At 71.1% G+C, this 22243-nt stretch carries 25 protein-coding genes; 15 read left to right on the top strand and 10 right to left on the bottom strand.

Annotation, left to right across the window (positions count from 1 at the left end):
• Positions 1-50: 50 nt before the first annotated feature.
• Both AC3WRT_RS11485 and AC3WRT_RS11480 read right to left on the bottom strand, forming a co-directional pair.
• Complete coding sequence (locus tag AC3WRT_RS11485; protein ID WP_492721985.1) at positions 51-827, bottom strand: SDR family oxidoreductase; 777 nt, start codon at positions 825-827, stop codon at positions 51-53.
• Positions 827-1972: an acyl-CoA dehydrogenase family protein gene (locus AC3WRT_RS11480; RefSeq protein WP_492721983.1), complete on the bottom strand. Its 1146-nt coding sequence runs from the start codon at positions 1970-1972 to the stop codon at positions 827-829. Before AC3WRT_RS11480 ends, AC3WRT_RS11485 begins: the two co-directional genes overlap by 1 nt.
• Before the next feature lie 97 nt (positions 1973-2069).
• On the opposite strand from AC3WRT_RS11480, the gene AC3WRT_RS11475 reads away from it, so the two are divergent.
• Positions 2070-2723 (top strand): TetR/AcrR family transcriptional regulator, encoded by a 654-nt coding sequence (locus AC3WRT_RS11475; RefSeq protein ID WP_492721981.1) that lies wholly within the window; start codon positions 2070-2072, stop codon positions 2721-2723.
• 38 nt (positions 2724-2761) lie between these two features.
• Positions 2762-3268: a 2'-5' RNA ligase family protein gene (locus tag AC3WRT_RS11470; RefSeq protein WP_492721979.1), complete on the top strand. Its 507-nt coding sequence runs from the start codon at positions 2762-2764 to the stop codon at positions 3266-3268.
• Between the two features lie 4 nt (positions 3269-3272).
• On the opposite strand, the gene yczE is transcribed toward AC3WRT_RS11470, so the two are convergent.
• Positions 3273-3986: a membrane protein YczE gene (yczE, locus tag AC3WRT_RS11465; RefSeq protein ID WP_492721977.1), complete on the bottom strand. Its 714-nt coding sequence runs from the start codon at positions 3984-3986 to the stop codon at positions 3273-3275.
• Between the two features lie 61 nt (positions 3987-4047).
• On the opposite strand from yczE, the gene yczR reads away from it, so the two are divergent.
• The gene (yczR, locus tag AC3WRT_RS11460) at positions 4048-5493 is read left to right on the top strand and encodes a MocR-like transcription factor YczR (protein WP_492721975.1); all 1446 of its coding nucleotides are present in this window, start codon (positions 4048-4050) and stop codon (positions 5491-5493) included.
• Between the two features lie 47 nt (positions 5494-5540).
• A complete protein-coding gene (locus tag AC3WRT_RS11455) occupies positions 5541-6584 on the top strand; it encodes a magnesium transporter CorA family protein (protein ID WP_492721974.1) in 1044 nt (347 codons plus the stop codon).
• A 60-nt stretch (positions 6585-6644) separates the two neighbouring features.
• Here AC3WRT_RS11455 and ettA read toward each other — a convergent pair whose 3' ends face one another.
• The 7 genes from ettA to AC3WRT_RS11420 all read right to left on the bottom strand — a co-directional run bounded on the left by ettA (position 6645) and on the right by AC3WRT_RS11420 (position 14053).
• Positions 6645-8327 carry an energy-dependent translational throttle protein EttA gene (gene ettA / locus AC3WRT_RS11450; protein WP_492721972.1) on the bottom strand — a complete coding sequence of 561 codons (1683 nt, stop codon included), beginning with the start codon at positions 8325-8327 and terminating at the stop codon, positions 6645-6647.
• A gap of 67 nt (positions 8328-8394) precedes the next feature.
• Complete coding sequence (locus AC3WRT_RS11445; protein ID WP_492721970.1) at positions 8395-9006, bottom strand: single-stranded DNA-binding protein; 612 nt, start codon at positions 9004-9006, stop codon at positions 8395-8397.
• A 185-nt stretch (positions 9007-9191) separates the two neighbouring features.
• Positions 9192-10901 (bottom strand): GTPase, encoded by a 1710-nt coding sequence (locus AC3WRT_RS11440; protein WP_492721969.1) that lies wholly within the window; start codon positions 10899-10901, stop codon positions 9192-9194.
• Positions 10898-12607, bottom strand: a complete 1710-nt coding sequence (locus tag AC3WRT_RS11435; RefSeq protein ID WP_492721967.1) for a dynamin family protein — start codon at positions 12605-12607, stop codon at positions 10898-10900. The genes AC3WRT_RS11440 and AC3WRT_RS11435 overlap by 4 nt, the downstream gene beginning before the upstream one ends.
• A gap of 201 nt (positions 12608-12808) precedes the next feature.
• Complete coding sequence (locus AC3WRT_RS11430; protein WP_492721965.1) at positions 12809-13138, bottom strand: SHOCT domain-containing protein; 330 nt, start codon at positions 13136-13138, stop codon at positions 12809-12811.
• Between the two features lie 10 nt (positions 13139-13148).
• Positions 13149-13610 carry a DUF6325 family protein gene (locus AC3WRT_RS11425; RefSeq protein WP_492721963.1) on the bottom strand — a complete coding sequence of 154 codons (462 nt, stop codon included), beginning with the start codon at positions 13608-13610 and terminating at the stop codon, positions 13149-13151.
• A 5-nt stretch (positions 13611-13615) separates the two neighbouring features.
• Entirely contained in the window at positions 13616-14053 is a 438-nt protein-coding gene (locus tag AC3WRT_RS11420) for a DUF7144 family membrane protein (protein ID WP_492721962.1), read from the bottom strand.
• Positions 14054-14305: 252 nt separating this feature from the next.
• On the opposite strand from AC3WRT_RS11420, the gene AC3WRT_RS11415 reads away from it, so the two are divergent.
• From AC3WRT_RS11415 to AC3WRT_RS11365, 11 genes are all read left to right on the top strand, one after another.
• A complete protein-coding gene (locus tag AC3WRT_RS11415; RefSeq protein WP_492721961.1) occupies positions 14306-15526 on the top strand; it encodes a cation:proton antiporter domain-containing protein in 1221 nt (406 codons plus the stop codon).
• A gap of 97 nt (positions 15527-15623) precedes the next feature.
• Positions 15624-16037, top strand: a complete 414-nt coding sequence (locus tag AC3WRT_RS11410) for a hypothetical protein (protein ID WP_492721959.1) — start codon at positions 15624-15626, stop codon at positions 16035-16037.
• Positions 16038-16242: 205 nt separating this feature from the next.
• Positions 16243-17391 carry a tyrosine-type recombinase/integrase gene (locus tag AC3WRT_RS11405; protein ID WP_492721958.1) on the top strand — a complete coding sequence of 383 codons (1149 nt, stop codon included), beginning with the start codon at positions 16243-16245 and terminating at the stop codon, positions 17389-17391.
• Positions 17392-17652: 261 nt separating this feature from the next.
• Positions 17653-17898, top strand: coding sequence for a helix-turn-helix transcriptional regulator (locus tag AC3WRT_RS11400; protein ID WP_492721957.1), 246 nt, complete (start codon positions 17653-17655; stop codon positions 17896-17898).
• Complete coding sequence (locus AC3WRT_RS11395) at positions 17895-19148, top strand: hypothetical protein (RefSeq protein WP_492721955.1); 1254 nt, start codon at positions 17895-17897, stop codon at positions 19146-19148. The genes AC3WRT_RS11400 and AC3WRT_RS11395 overlap by 4 nt, the downstream gene beginning before the upstream one ends.
• Complete coding sequence (locus AC3WRT_RS11390) at positions 19145-19453, top strand: hypothetical protein (protein WP_492721954.1); 309 nt, start codon at positions 19145-19147, stop codon at positions 19451-19453. Before AC3WRT_RS11395 ends, AC3WRT_RS11390 begins: the two co-directional genes overlap by 4 nt.
• Complete coding sequence (locus tag AC3WRT_RS11385) at positions 19450-19710, top strand: hypothetical protein (RefSeq protein WP_492721952.1); 261 nt, start codon at positions 19450-19452, stop codon at positions 19708-19710. Before AC3WRT_RS11390 ends, AC3WRT_RS11385 begins: the two co-directional genes overlap by 4 nt.
• Complete coding sequence (locus tag AC3WRT_RS11380) at positions 19707-20183, top strand: HNH endonuclease (protein WP_492721951.1); 477 nt, start codon at positions 19707-19709, stop codon at positions 20181-20183. Before AC3WRT_RS11385 ends, AC3WRT_RS11380 begins: the two co-directional genes overlap by 4 nt.
• A 576-nt stretch (positions 20184-20759) precedes the next feature.
• A complete protein-coding gene (locus tag AC3WRT_RS11375) occupies positions 20760-21146 on the top strand; it encodes a hypothetical protein (RefSeq protein ID WP_492721949.1) in 387 nt (128 codons plus the stop codon).
• A 29-nt stretch (positions 21147-21175) separates the two neighbouring features.
• Complete coding sequence (locus tag AC3WRT_RS11370; protein WP_492721948.1) at positions 21176-21535, top strand: helix-turn-helix domain-containing protein; 360 nt, start codon at positions 21176-21178, stop codon at positions 21533-21535.
• Positions 21529-22239, top strand: coding sequence for a hypothetical protein (locus tag AC3WRT_RS11365; RefSeq protein WP_492721947.1), 711 nt, complete (start codon positions 21529-21531; stop codon positions 22237-22239). The genes AC3WRT_RS11370 and AC3WRT_RS11365 overlap by 7 nt, the downstream gene beginning before the upstream one ends.
• The last annotated feature ends 4 nt before the right edge of the window (positions 22240-22243 follow it).

Raw genomic sequence — 22243 nt, 5'->3', positions numbered from 1 at the left:
GCCGGGCCGTTCTCGTCGCAGACAGTCGTCGAGCGCGGAGCCCGTTCGGCCTACAGCGCTCCCCCGAGGGTCACGCCGCCGTCGATCGTGAGCGTCTGACCGGTGACCCACGAGGCGTCTCGGCTGAGCAGGAAGCTCACGGCTCCCGCGACGTCCTCGGGCAGGCCGAGACGCTTCATCGGGTAGGCGCGCACGACCTTCTCCTCGCGGCCCTCGTAGAGCGCCTCGGCGAACTTCGTCTTGACGACGGCGGGCGCGACGGCGTTGACCCGCACGTCGGGCCCCAGCTCGTAGCCGAGCTCGGTGGTCAGGTGGATGAGGGCCGCCTTGGAGACGCCGTACCAGCCGATGACGCCGCTCGCGCCCTGGCCGGCCACCGAGGCCAGGTTGACGACCGACCCGGGGTGCCTCTCGTCGCCGAGCCCGGCGGCCACCGCCTTCTTAATCCACGAGAAGGCGGCGACGACGTTGACGTCGAGCACCTTGCGGGCGATGTCCAGCCCCGAGTCGAGCATCGGCCCGTAGACCGGGTTGATGCCGGTGTTGTTGACGAGCAGGTGCAGCCCGCCGAACGTCTCGCGGGCGGCAGCGATGACCTCGTCCTGGTGGGCCTCGTCGGCGGCGTTGCCCGCGACACCGAGGGCGTGCTCCGAACCCCCGAGCCGATCGACGGCCTCGGCCAGCGCCTCCGGCTTGCGGGCCGTGACGACCACCTTGGCGCCCTCGGCGACGAGCCGCTCTGCGATTCCCAGGCCGATGCCCCGGCTGGCGCCCGTGATGATCGCGACGGCGCCCTCGTGGCGTCCGCCGCTGGCAATGTCCCCCATCAGAAGCCGAGGTCCCGGCCGATGAGCTCCTTCATGATCTCGTTGGACCCGGCCCAGATCTTCGTGACGCGGGCGTCGCGCCAGGCGCGGGCGACGCGGTACTCGTTCATGAAGCCGTAGCCGCCGTGCAGCTGCACGCAGTGGTCGAGCACGTCGTTCTGGACCTCCGAGCTCCACCACTTCGCCTTGGCGGCGTCGACGGCGGAGAGCTTGCCCTCGGCATGCGCCGCGATGCAGTCGTCGACGTAGGCCTCGGCGACCTCGATCTTGGTGACGAGCTCGGCCATGAGGAACTTGTTGTGCTGGAAGGCGCCGATGGGCTGGCCGAAGGCCTTGCGGTCCTTGGCGTACTGGATCGTCTCCTCGAGGATCGCCTTGGCGTGCGCCACGTTGGAGACGGCCGCGCCGACCCGCTCCTGCGGGAGGCGCTGCATCATCGCGATGAAGCCCATGCCCTCCTCGCCCAGGCGGTTCTCGTCGGGGACGCGGACGTTCTCGAAGAAGAGCTCGGCCGTGTCGGACTCGTCCATGCCGACCTTGTCTAGCTTGCGGCCGTTCTGGAAGCCCTCCATGCCGCGCTCGACCATGAGCAGTGTGATGCCCTTGGCGCCCTTGGACGGGTCCGTGCGGGCGGCGACGATGACGAGGTCGGCCTGGTAACCGTTGGTGATGAAGGTCTTGGAGCCGTTGAGGATCCAGCTGTCCCCGTCGCGGACGGCGGTCGTCTTCAGCGCCGCGAGGTCGGACCCACCGGAGGGCTCGGTCATCGCGATGGCGCAGATGAGGTCGCCGCTCGCCATGCCGGGCAGCCAGCGCTGCTTCTGCTCCTCGGTGCCGAGGTCGACGATGTAGGGCGGACACACGTCCGAGTGGATGCCGAAGCAGGAGCTCGTCGCGGCGTTGAAGCGGCTCATCTCCTCGGCGACGACGGCGTTGAAGCGGTAGTCGTCGACGCCGGCGCCACCGAACTCCTCGGGGATGTCGAGCCCGAAGAAGCCCTGCTTGCCGGCCTCGATCCAGATGTCGCGCGGGATCGACTTGCCCTCGATCATCTCCTGGGCGCGGGGCGCGAGGGTGCGTGCGACGAACTCCCGCGCCGACGCGCGCATCGCCTCGTGGTCCTCGTCGTAGATGTTGCGGGGCATGGGTCCTCCATCGGGCGTGCTCACGGGTGCGGCGCGCTGGTACCCGCGGGTAACTAAGCGCTTGCTTAGTTTCCCTCCCCTACGGCATGCTGTCAACGTGCCGCAGCCCACCACCCCGTCGACCGACCCGTCGCCCACGCAGCCGGCCGGCCTCCGCACGTCCGACCCGGACGCCTCGACGGTCGAGCGGCTCCTGCAGGCGGCCGCCCACGCCTTCGCCGACAAGGGCTTCCACGCCACGACGACTCGTGACATCGCCTCCGGGGCCGGGCTGTCCCCCGCCGGGGTCTACGTGCACTTCGACTCCAAGGAGGAGCTGCTCTTCGCCCTGAGCCGCAGCGGGCACGAGTCGGCCCTGCGCCTGGTGCGCTCGGCGATCGCGGAGGAGGCGACCCCCAGGCAGCAGCTCGTCAACGTCATGGCGCGCTTCTCCGAGTGGCACGTGGAGCAGTACCAGGTCGCCCGCGTCGTGCAGTACGAGCACCACCACCTCACCCCCGAGCACCACGCGGAGGTGCTCGCGCTGCGCAAGGAGATGGACTCGCTCGTGCGCGAGGTCCTCGACCGTGGCGTCGCCGACGGCACCTTCTCCGTCGACGACAGCGCCGGCAGCGCCGACACAGCCCTGGCGCTGCTGTCCATCGTCGTGGACGTGGCCCGGTGGTACTCCCCGACGATCCGCCGCACCCCCGCCGCGATCGGCGCTACGAACGCCGCCCTCGCGCTGCGGCTCGTGGGCGCCGGGCACTGACCGTGGCGTCGGCCGCGGCCGGCCATACGGTCCTCCAGGTGCCGGTGCCACAACTGGAGGCCTTCATCCTGGCGCGCACCCGTCACTACGACACCGACTACGTCTCGAGCGACCCGAACTTCGTGCACGCACACGTCACCGCCCTGGCACCATTCCTCCACGGCGAGCTCCTGACAGCGAGCGCGCTCCACGCCGTCGCCGGGATCGCCCGTGCCACACCCGCGTTCGACTTCACGCTGGACGAGGTCGGAACGTTCCCCAACGGGATCGTCCACCTGCTGCCCGAGCCGGCAGAACCGTTCGCGGCGCTCACCGCACGACTCGTCGCTGCCTTCCCGCAGTGCCCGCCGTATGCCGGTCGCTTCCGTGACGTCGTCCCCCACCTGACGCTCGACGCCCTCGCGGACGACGTCAGCGAGGAGTCGACGAGAAGCCTCGTCGGCCCGCACGTCGCGGCCCGCTGCCGGGCCGAGCGGCTCGACCTGGCGTGGTACGAGCCGGGCGGGTGCCGCGTGCTCCACTCCTGGCCGCTCGGCGGCGCCTGAGCCGTCAGCTCGTCGTCGACCCCAGGGGTGACGGCGGCGTGACGGGGGCCGCCTGCTCCAGGTGCGGTTTCGCGGCGTGGTCGTGGAGCTCGATGGTCAGGCGAGGCAGGAAGAACTGGACGAGCGGGCCGATCGACACGGCATACAGCACGGTGCCGAGACCGACAGGCCCCCCGAGGAGCCAGCCGACCCCGAGCACCAGCAGCTCGATCGTGGTGCGCACGAGGCGGATCGAGAGACCGGTGCGGCGCGCGAAGCCGGTCATCAGGCCGTCGCGCGGTCCGGGCCCGAGCTGGCTGCCGATGTAGAGGCCGCCGGCGACACCGTTCAGCACGATGCCGAAACCGAGCAGCAGCACCCTGACCCACAGCGAGCTCGGCGGGGCGATCAGCGTGAGACCGGCATCGGCAGCCAAGCCGATGACGACGACGTTGGCGACGGTCCCCAGCCCCGGCCACTGGCGCAGCGGCACCCAGAGCAACAGGACGAGGGCTCCCACGATGATCGTCACCTGGCCGAAGGTGAGCGGCACGTGCGTCGCGATGCCCGCGTGGAAGACGTCCCACGGGTCGAGGCCGAGGGTCGACCGGATCATCATGGCCATCGAGGCGCCGTAGAGCGTCAGCCCGACGAGGAGCTGCACCACCCGGCGGGGCAGTCGCCCGGCCCGCAGCTGCTGGCGGGGGGTGAGGTTGGCGAGCGGGACGTGACGGCGCATACCGTCCATCATGAAGGCCACTGGACTGACTTCTAAGGGCCAATCGTGGGAGAGTGGACCGATGCGCACCGTGTCGGCCCGCTCACTGGCCCTGCTCCTCGGCCCCGACCCTCTCCCCCGGCCGGCCTACCGGGGCGTGGCCGACGGCATCCGACGGCTCGTCTCGGACGGGCGCCTCCTCGTCGGCACACGACTGCCGAGCGAGCGCACCCTGACGACAGAGCTGGGTCTCAGCCGAACCACGGTGGGTGCGGCCCTCGACACGCTCCGCGACGAGGGCTTCGTCACGACCCGGCGCGGCTCGGGCAGCGTCGTCTGCCTCCCCGTGGGCCCGTCCGGCCTGGCCCTGTCGCACGCCGGGCTCATCCCCACCGACGTCCCACCCGACGTCATCGACCTGACGTATGCCGCCCTGCCGGCCGCTGCCGGTGTCACCGCGGCGTACGAGCGCGCCCTGCACGAGCTGCCCCGCTTCCTCGCCACCGCCGGCTACGACCCCCGCGGGCTCCCCGAGACCCGGGCCGGCGTGGCCACGTGGTTCGAGTCCCGAGGGCTACCGACGTCACCGGACCAGGTCGTCATCACATCCGGCGCCCACGGTGGCCTGTCGGCAGTGCTGCGGGCGCAGCTCGACGTCGGTGACCGGGTGCTCGTCGAGAGCCCCACCTACCCGAACGCCATTGTCGGAGTGCGACGCTCGGCCTACCGAGCAGTGCCCGCCCAGCTGACGCCGAGCGGGTGGGACGTCGACGCCATCGACGTCGGCCTGCGTCAGAGCGGTGCCCGGGCGGCATACCTCATCCCCGACCACCAGAACCCGACCGGCCTCGTCATGGACGCCGGGACCCGTGGTGCCGTTGCCGCCGCACTCTCCCGCGCCCGGGCCGTGCCGGTCGTCGACGAAACCTTCGTGGAGCTCTGGCTCGACGGCCCCACGGGCGCTGTGCGACCGCTGCCCTTCGCGGCCTCCTCGCCGGGCGCCTTTTCCCTCGGCAGCGCCGGCAAGACGTGGTGGGGTGGCCTGCGCGTCGGGTGGGTGCGCGCCCCGGAAGGCGGCGCGGAGGCGGTCATCGAGGCGCGCCACAGCCTCGACCTCGGCACGGCGATCCTCGAGCAGCTCGTCGTCACCGACCTGCTGCGTCAGGGAGACGCCCTGCTCACCGAGCGCCGCCGCGAGGCCCGCGCCCGGCGCGACGCCCTGGTCAAGGCACTGCACCGGCATGTGCCGGACTGGCGCTTCACGGTGCCGGCCGGCGGGCTCAACCTCTGGTGCGAGCTTCCCGAGGCGCGAGGTGACGAGCTCGCGCGCGTCGGGGAACGCGCCGGCGTGCGGTTGGCCAGCGGCGGGCAGTTCGGGGTCGAGGGCGGCCTCGCCCGGTGGGTCAGGGTTCCGTTCTGTGTCGCCCCCGACGACGCCGACGAGGTCGGTCGTCGTCTCGCGGCCGCCTGGCAGCTGGCGCTCGGTGAACAGCCCTCGACGCGCGAGGTCACCCCGCTCATCGCCTGACGGTGTCCTGCCGGGCCGGCGGCTTTGGGCACTGCGAGACTGGAGGGGTGGGCAACGACGGAACCGGGCGCATCACCTCCTGCCGGTGGCAGCACGGCAAGGTCGTCGAGGAGGGGTTCGGGCTCGACGTCGTGTCGGACCTGCTCGACCGCGAGGACTCCCTGATCTGGGTCGACCTCTGTGAGCCGGACCACCTCCGGCTCAGCGCCCTCGCCGACGAGCTCGGGCTCGACCCGCATGCCGTCGAGGACGCCGTCAGCGCCGGTGAGAGGCCCAAGGCGACCCGGCACGCACGCCACACCTTCCTCACCGTCTACGCGACCCACCTGCCGGCGCCTGACGTGAGCGCCTCGCCCACCGACGACAGCGACGCCACGGGCCGGGAGTCCCGGCTGCGGACGATGCGCATCTCCGCCTTCGTCCTGCCGCGCGGCATCATCACGGTCCGGAGCAGCCAGGACTTCGACATGGGGCCCGTCCTCGAGCGGTGGAACGACGACCCCGAGCTGCTGCAGCTCGGCGTCGGCGCGCTGGTGCACGGGCTGCTCGACGCGGTCGTCGACGGTCACTTCGATTCGATCCAGCAGCTCGACGACGCAGTCGAGGGGCTCGAGGACCTGCTCTTCGACGAGGCCGGGAAGATGCACGCCGTCCAGGTGCGCACCTACCGGCTGCGAAAGGAGCTGGTCGAGCTGCGCCGCGTCGTCCTGCCGATGCGCGACGTCGTGAACTCCGTGCTGCGCCACCGCGGCGAGCTCGACCAGCGGCACACCGAGCTCGACGGCTTCTACGACGACCTCTACGACCACGTCCTCCGTGCGGCGGAGTGGTCCGAGTCGCTGCGTGACATGGTCACGACGATCTTCGAGACGAATCTCTCGCTGCAGGACGCCCGCCTCAACACGGTGATGAAGAAGCTCACCGGCTGGGCGGCCATCATCGCCGTGCCGACCGCGGTCACCGGCTGGTTCGGGCAGAACGTGCCCTACCCCGGTTTCGGGCGCTCCTCGGGCGTGCTCTTCAGCGCCGCCATCATCGGCGGCGTCGGCCTGCTCCTCTACTGGGTCTTCCGGCGCAAGGGCTGGATCTGACACGACAGGCCGGGGTGCGGTGCACCCCGGCCTGTCGTCAACGGCCCCGCGGCCGGTCGCTCAGTCGCGTGTCAGCTTGCGGTACGTGACGCGGTGGGGACGGGCCGCCTCCGGCCCGAGGCGCTCGACCTTGTTGGCCTCGTAGGACTCGAAGTTGCCCTCGAACCAGTACCAGCTGGCGGGGTTCTCCTCGGTGCCCTCGTAGGCGAGGATGTGCGTCGCGACCCGGTCGAGGAACCACCGGTCGTGGGTGATGACGACCGCGCAGCCGGAGAACTCGAGCAGGGCGTTCTCGAGCGAACCGAGCGTCTCGACGTCGAGGTCGTTGGTGGGCTCGTCGAGCAGCAGCAGGTTGCCGCCCTGCTTGAGGGTGAGCGCGAGGTTGAGGCGGTTGCGCTCGCCGCCGGACAGCACGCCCGACAGCTTCTGCTGGTCGGGCCCCTTGAAGCCGAACTGCGAGACGTAGGCGCGGGAGGGAATCTCGACGTTGCCGACCTTCATGTGGTCGAGGCCGTCGGACACGATCTCCCAGAGGCTCTTCTTGGGGTCGAGGCCCTCACGGCCCTGGTCGACGTAGGAGATCTTGACCGTCTCGCCGATCTTCACCTCGCCGGCATCGGGCTGCTCGAAGCCCACGATCGTCTTGAAGAGGGTCGACTTGCCCACACCGTTGGGCCCGATGACGCCCACGATGCCGTTGCGCGGCAGCGAGAACGACAGGTTGTCGATGAGGACTCGGTCGCCGAAGCCCTTCCTGAGGTTCTTGACCTCGATGACCGTCGACCCGAGGCGCGGGCCCGGCGGGATCTGCAGCTCCTCGAAGTCGAGCTTGCGCGTGCGCTCGGCCTCGGCCGCCATCTCCTCGTAACGGGCGAGACGCGCCTTGCTCTTGACCTGACGGCCCTTGGCGTTGCTGCGAACCCACTCGAGCTCGGTCTTGAGCCGCTTGGCCAGCTTGGCGTCCTTCTTGCCCTGGATCGTCAGGCGCTCGGCCTTCTTCTCGAGGTAGGTCGAGTAGTTGCCCTCGTAGGGGTAGAGCCGGCCGCGGTCGACCTCGGCGATCCACTGAGCGACGTTGTCGAGGAAGTACCGGTCGTGGGTGACGGCGATGACCGCGCCGGGGTAGGACTCGAGGTGCTGCTCGAGCCACAGGACCGACTCGGCGTCCAGGTGGTTGGTGGGCTCGTCGAGCAGCAGCAGGTCGGGCTTCTGCAGGAGCAGCTTGCACAAGGCGACGCGGCGGCGCTCCCCACCGGAGAGGTTCGTGACAGGAGAGTCCGGCGGCGGGCAGCGCAGCGCGTCCATGGCCTGCTCGAGCTGGCTGTCGAGGTCCCACGCGTCGGCGTGGTCGATGTCCTCCTGGAGCGTGCCCATCTCGGCGAGCAACGCGTCGTAGTCGGCCTCGGGGTTGGCCATCTCGGCGGAGATCTCGTTGTAGCGGTCCAGCTTGGCCTTGATCTCGCCGGCACCCTCCTCGACGTTGCCGAGCACGGTCTTGTCCTCGTTGAGCGGCGGCTCCTGCAGCAGGATGCCGACCGAAGCGCCGGGAGCAAGACGTGCGTCGCCGTTGCTCGGCTGGTCGAGACCGGCCATGATCTTGAGGATCGTCGACTTGCCGGCACCGTTGGGGCCGACCATGCCGATCTTCGCGCCGGGATAGAAGGACATCGAGACGTCATCGAGGATGACCTTCTCGTTGTGTGCCTTGCGCGCACGGGTCATGGTGTAGATGTACTCGGCCATGCGCAGAAGGCTATCTGTCAGCGAGCGCGGCACCGAATCGGCGTCCGCGCCCGCCGACCCGCTTCCCTCAGGCCGAGAGGCGCTCGACGACCTCGTAGTCGTCGGTCTCGGGGTCGCCCGTGGCGAGAGCCTCGACGGCCCCGTCACGCGCACCGTCCCGGGCCTGTCCCTCGGGGTCGTAGTCGTCGGCGACGACACCGTCGGCGTCGACGTGGGCGGGGCGCTGCTGCGCGCCCGCCGCCGACGCGCCCTCGTCCATGGCGCGCACGGATGCCTGCACCTCAGGGTCGGCGGTGCGGTCGTACCCGAGCGCGGCCGCGCGGCTGACCCGCTCGAAGCTGGCCCGGCCCCACGACAGGTCGTGGCCGATGTGGTCGGCGTCGATCTCGGCCGAGGTCCGAGGCTGGCCGTCGTTGTCGAGATACTGCTTCACCGACAGGTTGCCCTCGACGATCACGGGCTGGCCCTTGCGCAGCGCAGAGGCGGCGTTGGCGGCGAGCGCGTTGAACGCGATGACGCTGTAGAAGCTCGTGTCGCCGTCGACGAAGCGACCGTCCATGGTGCGGCGGTACGGCGTCGTGGCGATGCGGAAGGTGGTGTAGACACTGCCGTTGCGGCCCTGCCGCTCGATCGGCTCCGTGACGACGTTGCCGTGCACGGTGATGCGGGTCTCGTTCATCGGTGCTCCTTGGAGTTCACGGCGGCCCTGCGCCGCCTGGAGCCACCTTCGCCCGCTGCCGGTCGTCGCACCCGCCCGGGGCCGCAGCCTGTGGACAGCACGCGCCCGCTCACAGAGGGTGTGGAGAACCCGGGGCTGCTGACAACGGAGCCGGCCCGGACACCACCCCCGGAGAACCGCGGCGGTCAGCCAGCTGCGGCCTGGAGGTGCTCACGCGTTTCACGGTGACGCCCGAGCACCCTGTCGAGGGGGATGAGGATGTGCTCGTCGGCCACGGCCTCCACGGACTCCGAGAGCCGCGTGCCGACGACGGCCCTCCGGTGGCGGGCGCCGATGCGCGCCCACCATCGGGACAGCACCCCGAGCGCGATCCCGAGGAGCACGCCGACAATGAGCATGACGAGGGGAAAGGGCAGGATGCCGACAGACGGCGTCTGCGGGCGCGGCAGCTGCAACAGGGCTAAGGCCCAGAGCAGGGCGTACCAGACCAGGCCGGCCAGAGCCACGAGACCGAGGCCCCACTGCAGGACGTTGACGGCGAACCACCACGCCGGACGGCGGGCACGCAGGGAGGTGCCGATCACGGCGCGGTCGAGGGAGTCGGCGAGGCTGCCGTCGTCACCATCGTCGACGGCGTCCTCGAGGGCCTGCGTCCAGCGAACCGGCAGTCCCTCGGACGTCTGGTCCACGAACGCGCGAGTCGCGAGGTCGACGGCCGAGACCGTCGACACGGTCGGCGCAGGGATGGACGAGCGGCCGAGCACGGCACGCACGTCGGCGCCGTCGATCTCGACGTGGATCGGCGGCCGTCCTCCGGTCCGGTCGAGGCGCAGACGACGCAGCGGGTCGGCGGCGAATCCCTTGGTCCACCGGGCGAAGAGCCACCCGGTGTGCGCGAACGCCTCGCGGCGGTAGTCGCGGGCGACGGCATCGAGCACGATGGGCACACCGGCCGCGCGGGCCAGCGACGCGTCGAGCTCGGCGCGCGGCACGCGGGCCACGTCGGCCTCGGAGTCCCCGACGCCCGGCCGCAGCCGCGTCGCGGCGGCCACGATGTCGGCCTTGAGCCGCTGGCGCGAAGCGGCATGTCCGGCAACGGCATTGGCGAGACGCTGCTTGAGCTCGCTGATGCCCTGGCCGGTGACCGTCGAGGTCGCGAGCACCTTCGCGTCGGAGACGCCGTCGGCCGCGAGGAGCCTCGCCAGGTCCCCGGTGACGGTCTTCACCCCTTCCGGCGTCAGGCGGTCGCGCTGGTTGAGCACCCCGAGGGTGACGGCATCGTGATGGGACATCAGGCTGACGAACTCGTCGTGCAGGCGGGCGTCGGCGTACTTCTGCGGGTCGGTCACCCAGACGAAGACGTCGACGAGCTCGAGCACCCGCTCTGCCTCCCTGCGGTGTGCCAGCTCGCGGGAGTCGAAGTCGGGAAGGTCGAGGAGCACGAGTCCGTCGAGCGAGCCGGCGGCGCCGGCGACGCCGCCACCGCCCCGCACACCATCGCCCTCTCGAGCACCCTCGTCGACGACGTGGCGCGCGTCGACGCCCAGCCAGTCGAGCAGCTCGGACGCGTCGGCGTCGCCCCAGATGCCGGCGGTGGGGCGCGACGTCGTGGGCCGGCGTGCCCCGATGGTCGCGACGTCGGAGCCGACCAGGGCGTTGAAGAGGGAGGACTTGCCACTGCCCGTGGCCCCGGCGAGGGCGACGACCGTGTGGTCACCGGCGATGCCGGAGCGCTCCACGGCCTTCTCGACAGCCCGCCGCGCGAGCGCGACCTTCCCGGGATCGAGCTCGTCGGCGCCACACACCAAGGCCATCGACAGCTCACTGGTGCGGGTGCTCAGCTCACCGCTCGAGACCGGCGTCACCGCGGCCCGCCCCGCCCTGATCGGGCTCATCGCGCAGACCTCACGGCGGCGGCGGCCGCCGCCAGGAGCTCGGACTGGTCGGTGTCCACGTGCAACGTCGTGACAGCTCCTTGGTAGCGGGCGAGCTCAGCGGCATACAGCTCGTCGACACGCAGCGTCAGCTGCTCGCGGGCCTTCCGCGCGAGCTCGCGGACGGCTTGGTCCCCGAAGACGGCCTCGAGCAGCTTCTGGCCGACCAGCGCGGTGCCACCGGCGATGCCGACCTCGGCACCGGTGATGCCGGCAGTGCTGGCGAAGGTCACCAGCATGAGCACGACGCCCAGGGCGTTGACGCCGTAGGCCATGATGCGGGCCGTGGTGCGACGGTCGCGGCCCTCGTCGCGGACCATCTGGAGGATGTCGCCCTGCCAGTCGCGCACCAGTCGCTGGATGCGCCGGTCGACCTCGGGGGCCGAGCGCGCCAGCCCCGGATCGGCCGTGAGCAGCTGGTCGCCCCCCGGAAGGGTGCGCCACCGACGGGAGATCGAGCTCGCCGCCAGCTCGGCGCGGTTGACCACCAGGGACTCGACGCCCGACTGCAGCGCCTCGCCGAGATGGTCGGCGCGCGCCGGCTCGCCCTTGAGGAAGGAGGTGAAGCGGTCACGGACCCGGGAGACGGTGGACTCGACCTGGCGGAAGAACTCACCGGTGCCGACGAACTCCTGCCAGCGCGCGAGCACCTCGCCGCGCAGCAGGGTGCCGTCCGCCATGCCCTCGTGGACCTGGCTCCGCGCCTCGTCATAGGCAGCCTCCGCCACGTCGACGAGCGCCTGTCCGGCCGCCGTCTGCTCCTGCGCCGCGCTGACGAGGAAGGCCATCCGCTCCTCCAGCGAGGCGAGCGCCCCCTGCAGGGTCTGGCGCACGACGTCGGCGCGAGCCTGCGCGTCACCGGCCAGGGCGGCCAGCCACCCCCGGAGGCGTTCGATCTCGTCGGCCGGCAGCAGTCCGTCGACGAGCTGGGACTCGACGACCGTGAAGATCGGCGCCTGCTCCAGGCCCTGCTCGCGCAGCATCGCGGCGAGGTGGATCCGGATGTCGTCGACGGCGTTCGACGGCACCCGGTCGAGCACCACCGCGATGGCCGTCCCCCGCTCGGAGGCCTCATGCAGCAGCTCCCACGGGACGGCATCGGCGTAGCGCGCAGCCGTCGTGACGAAGATCCACAGGTCGGCGGCCGAGAGCAGCTGCGTGGCGAGGTCGCGGTTCGCCTCGACGACGCTGTCGATGTCGGGTGCGTCGAGCAGCCCCAGCCCGCAGGCGACCTTCTCGGTGGAGACGAGGCGCACGGCGCCCGGACCGTCCGAGGACGAGTGCCGGCCGGTGATACGCGCCAGGCTGGGCAGGATGCGCGGCCCGGAGAACCAGGCTGCATCGGAGGGATGGTGGATGAGCACCGGGGACCGCGTCGTCGGTCGCAGCACGCCCGGAAGGCTGACCTCGTGACCGACGACGGAGTTGACCAGCGTCGACTTGCCCGCGCCGGTCGAGCCGCCGACCACCGCCAGCAGGGGCGCGTCAAGCGACGTCAGGCGCGGGATGACGTAGTCGTCGAGCTGGTCGAGCAGCCGCGTCCGGGCGGACCGGGCAGCCGGGGCACCCGGGAGGTCGAGGGGGAGGCTGGCGCCCGAGACTGCCGAACGAAGGGCCTTGACGCTCGTGAGGAGCCGGGAACTGCCCGCCCCTGATTGACCTGCCACGCGCGTATCCTCCCGTGTCGCGCTGGCACAGCCAAACCGACAGGCGGAGCGCACCCGCGAACTACCCGAGCGTGACCCGGCCGAACCACGAGCGCGCGGGGGCGGGCGAGCGCGCGCTGGAGGCGACGGCATACCCAGTTGCCCTCGAGCAGGACTGGGGCGCAAGGGATCCTGATTGCGTATGCCGTTCGGCCGACGCCCTCACCGGGCGAGGAGCTTGGCCTTCTGCCCGTCGAACTCCTCCGGAGTGAGGATCCCGTCGTCCCGGAGCTGTGCCAGGTCCCTCAGCTGGCTGGCCAGGTCGGCCTCGGGCAGCGGGGCCGGAGTGGCAGCCGCGGGTGCGGCGGGTGCGGCCACCGGCGGCTGCGTCTGGGCCATGTCGTCCTGGTAAGCCTGGTTGCGGTCGGCCGCGGTCTGGGCGTCACGGTCTGCGAACTTGGCCGCTTGTCGGCGCTGCACCCGGCCGGCAACCGCGCTCGCGGTGCCGGCGACGACGGCGGTGCGGGCGACCCCGCGCAGTAGTCCTGGCATGTTGTTCTCCTCAGTCGGTCTGCTCGAGGGCGTCGAGCGCGTCGATGACATCGGTGGCAGGGATCCGGGTGCTGGCGATCAGCTCACCACCACTCCTGCGGACGGCGGCCACGAAGGGAGCGGCCCACACGTTCTCGTAGACGACGAGCGCTGCCACCGTCCCGGGTGCCATGGCCTCGGCGGCCTGGCGGACGTCGTCGTTGCCGAGGATGCCGGACGTGACACCGGCGAAGTAGGAGAAACCGCCGCTCTCGGCGAGCGGGTCGGTCAGCTCGAGGACCTCGACGGCCCCGTCCTCCCCCTTGCTGACGACCAGCAGGTCGAACAAGCGGATCACTCCTCGCGACACGAGATCCAGCAGGGCCGGTCCCGCCTCGCCGGTCAGGCGGTCGGTGGGGAACTCGATCAGGACGAAGTCGATGGGGCCGTGGACCTCGTTCGTGCCGACGGTCGGGCTTTCGGTGGTGGTCACTGGAGTCACTCGGCAACGATGTCGCGGCCGTGGACCGTGACCGCCCAGATGACAAAGATGTCGAGCACGATGACGGTGATGCTCCACAGCGGGTAGTACGGCATCGAGACGAAGCTCCCGACCATGCTGACGCAGGCCGCGACGACGGCGACCGTCCTGGCCCATACGGCTCCGCGGAACAGGGCCACGCCGGCGAGGGCGACGATGATGCCGAGGATCAGGTGGACCCAGCTCCACGTGGTGACGTTGAACTGGAAGACGTACTTCGGCCCCACGACGTAGAACGTGTTGTTGAGCAGTCCGACGAAGCCCTGGAAGGCGTGGAACACGCCGATCATGATCATGAGGGCTCCGGCGAACACCGTCATGCCGACGGCTCCGCTGCTGTACCGGTGATCGGGGTCGGCGTTGGTGCTGGGCACGCCAGCGACTTGGTTGGCCATGGTCCTGCAACTCCTTACTCGCGCGTCCTGACGGGCGCTCGTGCGGTTCGTTCCTGTCTCTCCGTTCTAGAACGCGGTGCCATCCGCGGCATCACCCGACCGAGGTGAGATCCGCCGTGGCTCTGGCGCACCGGTCGCCTGGACCCATGTCACCCCGGGGGCATGATGCGTCGCCGCGGGGTCGGGTCGGAGGGTGGACACACATCGCATCCGCACCCGGCACCCGCCAACCGGCCCGCAGGAGTGACGCCCATGGACGTGTCTGCACTGGTCGTCATCACGACCGTGCTCTTCGGGTGGGGCCTGGTCTCGGCCTTCTTCGAGCGGGCCAACGTGACCGCCCCCATGGTGTTCGTCGCCGTCGGCGCTCTTCTGGTGTGGACCGGCGTGATCCACTCCCCCAGCGCGGCGGAGCAGCTGACGCCACTGGTGGAGACCACCTTGGTCTGGGTGCTGTTCTCGGACGCTGCCCGGCTCCCCGTCGCCGAGCTGCGCTGGGACGTCGGCCGTTACGTGCGCCTGCTCGGGATCGGGCTGCCGCTCACCATCGTCCTGGGATGGGGGTTGGCCGCCTGGCTCTTCCCCTCTCTCGGGGTGTCGCTCGCACTGCTCGTCGGCGCGGCGCTGGCGCCGACCGATGCCGCGCTGGGGATGCCGGTCGTGACCAACACAGCCGTTCCCCGCCGCATCCGTGAGCTCATCTCCGTCGAGAGCGGGCTCAACGACGGCATCGCGACCCCGATCGTCATGTTCGCCATAGCCAGCAGCGCCGCCGCCCTCGGCCTGGAGAGCGGCGAGTCGGCGCGGTCCGCGGTGATCCAGCTCCTCCTCGGGGCGGGTATCGGCGCAGGGATCGGCGCCCTCGGTGGCTGGCTGCTGCGGCAGGCCCGCCGGCGCCGGCTCGCCGCCGAGGAGGTGACCGGGATCGCGGTCCTGGCCCTGGCCCTGCTCTGCTACGCCGCCGCGGGGGCGGTTGGGGTCAACGGTTTCGTCGCCGCCTTCTGCGGCGGCCTGGCGTTCGGGGCGTGCACCGGGCGCCGGGCGCCGGAGGAACTCGCCTTCTTGGAGCAGACGGGCGGACTGCTCTCCCTGCTCGTGTGGATGGCGTTCGGCGTGGTCGCGATCCCCATCGCGATCCACGCGTTCGACGCGATCACCCTCGCGTATGCCGTCCTCAGCCTCACGCTGGTGAGGATGCTCCCGGTGGCCCTGGCACTGGTCGGTTCCCATCTCGACCGGAGGACCGTCCTCTTCACGGGGTGGTTCGGTCCACGCGGACTCGCCTCCCTGGTGTTCGCACTGCTGGCCCTCGAGGCGCTCGGACGTGCGGCGGACGAGGCGGTGGCGGTCATCGCCGTCACCGTCCTGCTCAGCGTGCTCGCCCATGGACTGAGCGCGGCGCCCCTGGCCCGGTGGTACGGCCGGGCCGCCCGCCGCGCGCCGGAGAGCGTCGGGGTGCCGAGACCGCGCTGAAAACGTCACCCTGCGCGAACGATTGACGCCCAGCCGGGAGCAAGCAGACTGATGGGACCGGAGCTCAGTGAGCGCTCCGGCGGTCGGAAGGTTTGCGATGATCTGGGCGGTCTTGATCTTTCTCGGAGTGCCGTTGTGGCTGTGCGCCGTCGGCATCTTCACCGTGGTGTTCCGGAACCGTCAGCTGCGTGGCCGGGACGGCAACATCGAGGTGCGTGTCCTCCGGGAGGGCCACAAGCGCTGGAGCAGAGGCCACGCGGTCTGGGTTTCGGACGTCTTCCCCTGGCGGGGCAGCCCGGCGGCCTGGGGCGAGGCCCTGATCCAGGTCATCGCCGCTCACGACCGTCCCGCGACCGCGGACGAGACCTCGAAGCTGCATCGCCTAGGGGCAGATCTCGCCATGGTGGAGCTGTCCGGCTCGGGCGGAGAGACGCTGACCGTGGCCACGGCGGGCACGAACCGTCCTGCCCTGCTCGGCCCCTTCGCCCCAGACCCGGCAACGAGGCCGTGAGCGGTCGGCGCAGGACTTGGCTCGCAATGCGCCCCCGGCAGGACTCGAACCTGTCGGATGCCGGTCGGGTGTTCGTGCTGCTCAGGACCCCAAAACCGCCCCTGCGCTGCGGAGATACTGACTGTAACCTAGGTGCAGGAGTGATCAGAAGTGGTCACGAGATTGCACGGCTGTTGCACGGGCATTGCACGGCAGGAAGGCCACCATGACCACCAAGAAGCCCCGCCGGCGCACCCGCCGCGGGTTCGGCGCCATCCGCAAGCTCCCCTCCGGGCGGGTGCAGGCGTCCTACCTCGGCCCCGACCTCACCCGGCACGTCGCCCCCGTCACCTTCGAGGCGCGCGTCGACGCCGAGGGCTGGCTCGCCGCCGAACGCCGCCTCATGGAGTCCGACCAGTGGCGACCCCCCAGGGAACGCGCCCAGGCCCGGCGTAAGGGCCTCACGCTGCGGGAGTGGGGCCCGACAGCCGTCGACCGCCGCCGCGTCCGCGGCGAGCCGCTCAAGCCCCTCACGCGTGCCCTGTACCTGTCGCTGCTGGAGCGGGTCATCGACCCCGCGCTCGGGGACAAGCTGCTGCCGGCCATCACCACCGAGGACGTCACCGAGTTCTACGAGGGACTCGACCCGGCCAAGCCCACCCAGCGGTCGCACGCGTACGCGTTGCTGCGGACGGTGCTCGGGCAGGCCGTGCATGACAAGCTCATCACGGTGAATCCGTGTCAGGTGCGCGGCGCTGGCCGTACGACGCGGGCCCGCCGGATCGAGGTCGCCACCCCTGACGAGTTGGTGCGGATCGTGGAGGGCATGCCGGAGAGGTTGCGGCTGCTCGTGCTGCTCGCCGCGTGGTGCGGGCTCCGGTTCGGCGAGCTGGCGGAGCTGCGCCGGCGTGACGTCGACCTGAAACGGGGCGCCCTGGTCATCACCCGGGCCGTCGTCAGGGTCGAGAAGCAGTACGTCGTCGGCACCCCCAAGAGCACCGCGGGCGTCCGCGTGGTGAGCATCCCGCCGCACCTGCTGCCGGCCGTCCGGGACCACCTCGCCCGGCACACCGGGAAGGGCCCGGACGCGCTGCTGTTCGCGCGGCCCGGCAGCACCGACAAGCACCTGATCCACACGGAGGTGACGAAGGTCTACACGGCGGCCAGGACGGCTGCTGGGCGCCCGGACCTGCGGCTGCATGACCTGCGGCACACCGGCGCTGTTCTGGCCGCGCAGACGGGCGCGACGCTCGCGGAGCTGATGGCGAGGTTGGGGCACTCGACCCCCGCCGCCGCGATGCGCTACCAGCATGCGGCTGCCGGCCGGGACGCGCAGATCGCGGCCGCCATGTCGAAGATGGCGGGCGCCACCTGATGCATCACCTGATCGGTCACCTGATCGGTCACCTGATCGGTCACTGACGCAATGCGGGGACGTTGGCACACGCCCGCGTATGTCCTGCTACTCTGGCCGGTGGAACGGTAGCTCCGCTAGCACAGTCCCAGTGCGATACGGCGGAGGGTAACGAACGGTCAAGCGGTGCAGGCATTACAGCGCAACGCGTGGCGGGTGGACTGGGAACACCTCTGATCACGGAAGCCAAGCGCAGACGATGCAACCTGCGAAGGCTCCGAAATGACCACCGTTCCAAAATCCAACCCCGGCAAGCCGGCCCGACGGCGCCGCGAGCTGGTTCCCCTCACCGACGCCGCCGAGCACCTCTGCGTGTCGCTCGCCACGATCCGCCGGTTCATCGCCTCCGGGCGGCTGCCCGCCTACCGGATCGGCAACAAGGCGCTGCGCGTCGACCTGGCCGACGTGGAGGCGCTGATCCAGCTGGTCCCCACCACCGACCCGACGGGCGGCGGTGACGCGGCATGACGTGGTCGAAGCTCTCCGACGACTACCTCGACCGGCCCACCTTCGCCGGCGTGTCCCGGTCCGCCCGGCTGCTCGACGTCGAGGCGCTGGTCTGGTCGAACAAGCACCTCACCGACGGGGTCGTGCCCAAGCGGATGATCCGGAGGATCGCCTGGGACTCCGACGACGCCGACGCCGACGCGCAGGAGCTCGTCGCATCCGGGGCGTGGACCGACGCCGGCGACGCCTACCAGCTCGACTGGCAGCACCAGGTGGAGAAGGCCGAGTGGAAGAAGAAGCAGGACGAGAATGCCCGCCGGCAGGAGCGGTTCCGCCGGCACAAGGCAGGCAACCACGCGTGGTGCACCCCCTCGTTCTGTACCGACTGGCGGGCGAAGGGCATCACCTATGAGCCGCGCTACCTCGACACCCTCACCGCCGAGGAACGCGATGCCCTCCCCTCAGAGGGGGAAGGTGATGTAACGCGTTACGTAACGCGTGACCAACGCGTCAGTAACGTCCTCCCGATCCCGAACCCGAACCCGTCCCCGTCCCGAGCCGAAGGCAAGAGGGACGGGGACGTGGTGAAGAGAGACGCCGGCGGCGCGGCGCGCGCTCCGGCCTCCGCTGGGGCTACGGCCAGAGGCGGCCACGCAGCCGCCAAGAAGAAGAACCCGCGTGGTGGGCCTCGTGGGTTCCACCGGTGCGGCTCGGAGGACACCGCTACTGGTCACCCCTGCGGGACGGCTGTGGGGCGTGAGGGTGAGCTGTGCCCTCATCACCGGCCGGAGGGAAGGACCGAAACCGTCGACGCCTTCACAGACAGGCTGCAGCGCGCGAGGGAGGACAAGCAGCAGCGCGCGAGGGTGGACACAACGATGACGCACGCCGCGCCCCCGGTGCCCCAGGTGCCCGCGGCGCCGGGGCACGTCCCGCCTCAGCCCTGGCAGCTGCCCGAGCATCTGAGGGACGGCGACCGCCCGGTGGGGGTGCCGCAGGAGCTGCCCGAGGACATGGCGGAAGAGTGGCGCGCCAAGGCGCATCCGTACGGGTCCGACGTGGAAGAACCCGGCTACCGCGACCTGTGCTTCCGGTGCGGCCTCGTCCCCTCGCACCTGCTGCACCACGCGCGGGCCTCGGATGGCGGGTGGGGCAGCGAGTGGAACGCGTGGCAGGACGAGTACGACAAGCGCGGCGAGGTCCTGGACGAGCGCGGCGAGGCCATGCCCGACTTCACCACGGTGTCGACGATGTGGAGCGTGAGGTCATGAGCGACGACACGCTGCCGATCATCGACGCCGCCGCCGCGTCCCTGGACCTGGGCGCCATCGGTCAGGTCTGCGTCGTGGTCCTGCCGGACGGGTCGGTGCAGTGGTGGCTCGTGGTGCCGGGCGCCGGTGACACGAAGGTCTACATGCCCGAGCATGAGCTGGTAGGGCCGCTGCCGCCCGCGGTGATGGCGAGGGTCCTGACCTGCGGCCAGGTGTGCGCTGACGGTCACCTGTGCCGGGTGCGGGTCGGTCGGGCGGGTCGCCGCTGCACCCATCACCGTCGCCGGCGGGGGGTGGCGTCGTGAAGCCGGCGTGGCTGCGGCTCGAACCGACGGCGACGACGCTGTCGGAGGTCCGCTGGTTCTCCGCGTTCAGCTACTCCGACGACGTCCTGGTGAGGAAGTTCAGGCGCGAGCGGGATGCCATCGCCTTCGCGAACAAGCTCCGCGACCGCAAGAGCGTGACCGACGTACGCGTGTGGACGGCGCCTGTAGGGCGCTGGCGCGAGGCGGCGCTCCCCGAGGTCGACGCCGCCCAGGACGATCAGGGGTGGTGGGGATGACGAGCACCACCACGCGGACACCGTCCAAGTCTCGCGGCGCCATGCCTCGCCTCGCCGGGGTCGCCGGCTACTGGCGCGACGAGCCGGAGGCGCTGCAGCTCATGTTCCCCCGGAACAGGTCGGTCGACATCGGCTGGGGTGAGCCGTTCTGCTTCGGCTGCGGCTGGCTCGCCCCCGTCCCCGACTGGGACGTCACCCTCGACCAAGTCTGGAACTCTGCGGCCGGCTACCTGGAACGCGGTCATCTCGTGGACTTCGCCCGGGGCGGGTCGAACGACTGCGCCAACCTCGTGCCGCTGTGCACGCACTGCCACGCGTCGATGACGCGGGAGTGCTCCGCCGACACCAAGCGTGCCGCGGCCGCGTGGATCACTGAGCACTGCCGGCGGCCGACGTTCAACTCGGACGAGTGGTGGTTCTGGTTCCTCTCGTCGTGCCTCCCCCGCGACAACGCCCAGGGGGTGCCGCGATGAGCTTCGATCCGATCGAGCACACGCCCCAGTGCACCGGGGTCGACGTCAGGGAGCGCGTCGGGAAGCGCGGCGACCCCATGCTGCGCTGTCGAGGGTGTGGCCGCTACAAGATTCTCGACCCCATCGAGGCCGTCGTCGCTGTACCCGTAGCCGTGAGGCCCGTCGCTGCGCGGCCGGCGCGTGCTGTCTGCCGTGTCCACCTGCAGCCGGTCGATGGCCGCGGCCGAGGGTGCGCGGAATGCGATGCCGAGCATTCCCTCACTCGCGGCCAGCGCCGAGCCCGTAACCGTCGGCGCGCGGCCGAGGCGGAGTCGTGGTGACCATGCTGACCACCTCCACCGTCGCTGTCACCGACACCGTCGTCGCCGTCGACCAGCTCGACCCTGGTGCAAATCTGCACCGGGCCGGCTGGCCGCGCGAGCCGATGCCGACCACCCCCGCAATGCATACAAACCCCCCAGGGGGGGACCTCCACCCCCATACCGGACATTCACCGGGTCATACTGCCTCTCGGGCCGCGAACAATACTGGCGATCTGCACCTGTACGTGAACCCTCGGGTAGTGGAGGGCGGGCCGTGAGCGCCTCGTCAGGGCCCCAGAAGCCCCGTCCGGCACCGGGGACACCGGGCGAGGCTTTCGGGGCGCCCAGGGGCCCTGACAGCGACACGGGGGGCGCGGTCCGCGAGGACCACGTCTGCGACCGGCTCCACACCACCGACCGGCAGCTCGCCCGGTGCCATTTCAAGGGCGCGCTCGTGTCCGGGATGGGCCCGTACGCGGTCGTCATCGCGTGCGGGCCTCGCCTCCGGGTCCAGCTTCGCCAGACGCACGTGTCGTCCGGTCATGTCATGGCGATGCTCGACACCAGGGGCTGCGGCGTGGGCTGCACCGGCCAGCACCGGCTCGCCGTCATGTCCGTGGGGTTCTACCCGGCGGTCGTGTGGGCGGGGGCGGGGCGGTGAGCGCCGGCGAGCTCGTCACCGAGGCCGAGGTGCTGGCTGCGCTCACGTCGCCGCTGTTCGGGTCGCACATCCTGCTCGTCTTGAGCGTGCACGTCCGGTGGTGCCGCGAGCGGGGCTACGCGGTCCCGGTCGAGCTCCCGATCCTGCGTGACTTCGTCACACAAGTGCACTCGGGAGGACAGGAGGGGACAAAGGTCGCGGAGGCGGCGGCGTCGGGGCCACGGTTGCTCGTGAAGGCCGAGGCAGCACACCGGCTGGGCGTGTCGGAGAGGACGATCACCCGGCTCGTCAAGGCCGGGAAGCTGCCCGTCGTCCACATCGGGCGCGCGGTCAGGTTTCACCCCGCAGACATCGAACACCTTTGCACCAGAAGGGCATTCAAGTGTTGACCAGACAGCACATCCTCGCCGCGGTCACCGCCATCGACAAGGGCGGCGCGAAGGGCATCGCCGAGAGCCTCCGCCGGCGGACCAGGGACGGCCGGAACGCGCTCACCGTCACGCCGGCGCAGGCGAAGTTCGTCCGGGACGTCGCCGCGACGCCGGACAGGGAGCCGCTGGAGCACTACGCGCACCCGGGGTTCAACCTTCCCGCGTGGCCGCAGGTCGCCGTCCCCGACGGGAAGGGCGAGGGCGGCACCGTCCTCAAGCCGGCCGACCCCACCCTCACGCCGTCCGAGATTGCGTGGCTGGGCACGCTGCCGCGGGACCCGTCGCAGCTGGCGTGGGCGGACACCAGAGAGGTGTTGACGATGCAGGCGCGGCCGTTGAACAAGGCCGACCGGCGGCTCGTCGACGCCCTCGCCGTGCCAGCGCGGACGTGGCACGACGAAAACGCAGCCCTGGTCGACCTGCGGAACGCCGAGCGCCCGCTGCCGACGCTGCCGGCGTCGCTGCTGCCCGCGCTCGCCGACGCCGTCGCGGCCGAGGTGCCCGAGCTGACGCCGAGCGAGGCCGCCGGCAGGGCCGCGGACCTCGCCGACAAGATCGGCGCGGACCGGGCCGCTGACAGGGACCGGTGGATTCGCAGCGCCGACGTGACGCTGCAGGAGTTGTCGCGGCAGTCCGCGGAGCGGGCCGTCGTCGTCAAGTAGGGCC

The sequence above is a fragment of the Terrabacter sp. FW104-15G4B genome, from assembly GCF_058790095.1.
Note: the sequence above shows the minus strand (reverse complement) of the source record. Positions and strands in the feature narration are given on the sequence as shown.

Coding starts and splice junctions, on each gene's coding strand:
- AC3WRT_RS11405 (WP_492721958.1), top strand. CDS start 16,243: ATGACCACCAAGAAGCCCCGCCGGCGCACCCGCCGCGGGTTCGGCGCC.
- AC3WRT_RS11380 (WP_492721951.1), top strand. CDS start 19,707: ATGACGAGCACCACCACGCGGACACCGTCCAAGTCTCGCGGCGCCATG.
- AC3WRT_RS11390 (WP_492721954.1), top strand. CDS start 19,145: ATGAGCGACGACACGCTGCCGATCATCGACGCCGCCGCCGCGTCCCTG.
- AC3WRT_RS11415 (WP_492721961.1), top strand. CDS start 14,306: ATGGACGTGTCTGCACTGGTCGTCATCACGACCGTGCTCTTCGGGTGG.
- AC3WRT_RS11440 (WP_492721969.1), bottom strand. CDS start 10,901: ATGAGCCCGATCAGGGCGGGGCGGGCCGCGGTGACGCCGGTCTCGAGC.
- yczR (WP_492721975.1), top strand. CDS start 4,048: ATGCGCACCGTGTCGGCCCGCTCACTGGCCCTGCTCCTCGGCCCCGAC.
- AC3WRT_RS11485 (WP_492721985.1), bottom strand. CDS start 827: ATGGGGGACATTGCCAGCGGCGGACGCCACGAGGGCGCCGTCGCGATC.
- AC3WRT_RS11480 (WP_492721983.1), bottom strand. CDS start 1,972: ATGCCCCGCAACATCTACGACGAGGACCACGAGGCGATGCGCGCGTCG.
- AC3WRT_RS11420 (WP_492721962.1), bottom strand. CDS start 14,053: ATGGCCAACCAAGTCGCTGGCGTGCCCAGCACCAACGCCGACCCCGAT.
- ettA (WP_492721972.1), bottom strand. CDS start 8,327: ATGGCCGAGTACATCTACACCATGACCCGTGCGCGCAAGGCACACAAC.
- AC3WRT_RS11445 (WP_492721970.1), bottom strand. CDS start 9,006: ATGAACGAGACCCGCATCACCGTGCACGGCAACGTCGTCACGGAGCCG.
- yczE (WP_492721977.1), bottom strand. CDS start 3,986: ATGCGCCGTCACGTCCCGCTCGCCAACCTCACCCCCCGCCAGCAGCTG.
- AC3WRT_RS11400 (WP_492721957.1), top strand. CDS start 17,653: ATGACCACCGTTCCAAAATCCAACCCCGGCAAGCCGGCCCGACGGCGC.
- AC3WRT_RS11410 (WP_492721959.1), top strand. CDS start 15,624: ATGATCTGGGCGGTCTTGATCTTTCTCGGAGTGCCGTTGTGGCTGTGC.
- AC3WRT_RS11395 (WP_492721955.1), top strand. CDS start 17,895: ATGACGTGGTCGAAGCTCTCCGACGACTACCTCGACCGGCCCACCTTC.
- AC3WRT_RS11430 (WP_492721965.1), bottom strand. CDS start 13,138: ATGCCAGGACTACTGCGCGGGGTCGCCCGCACCGCCGTCGTCGCCGGC.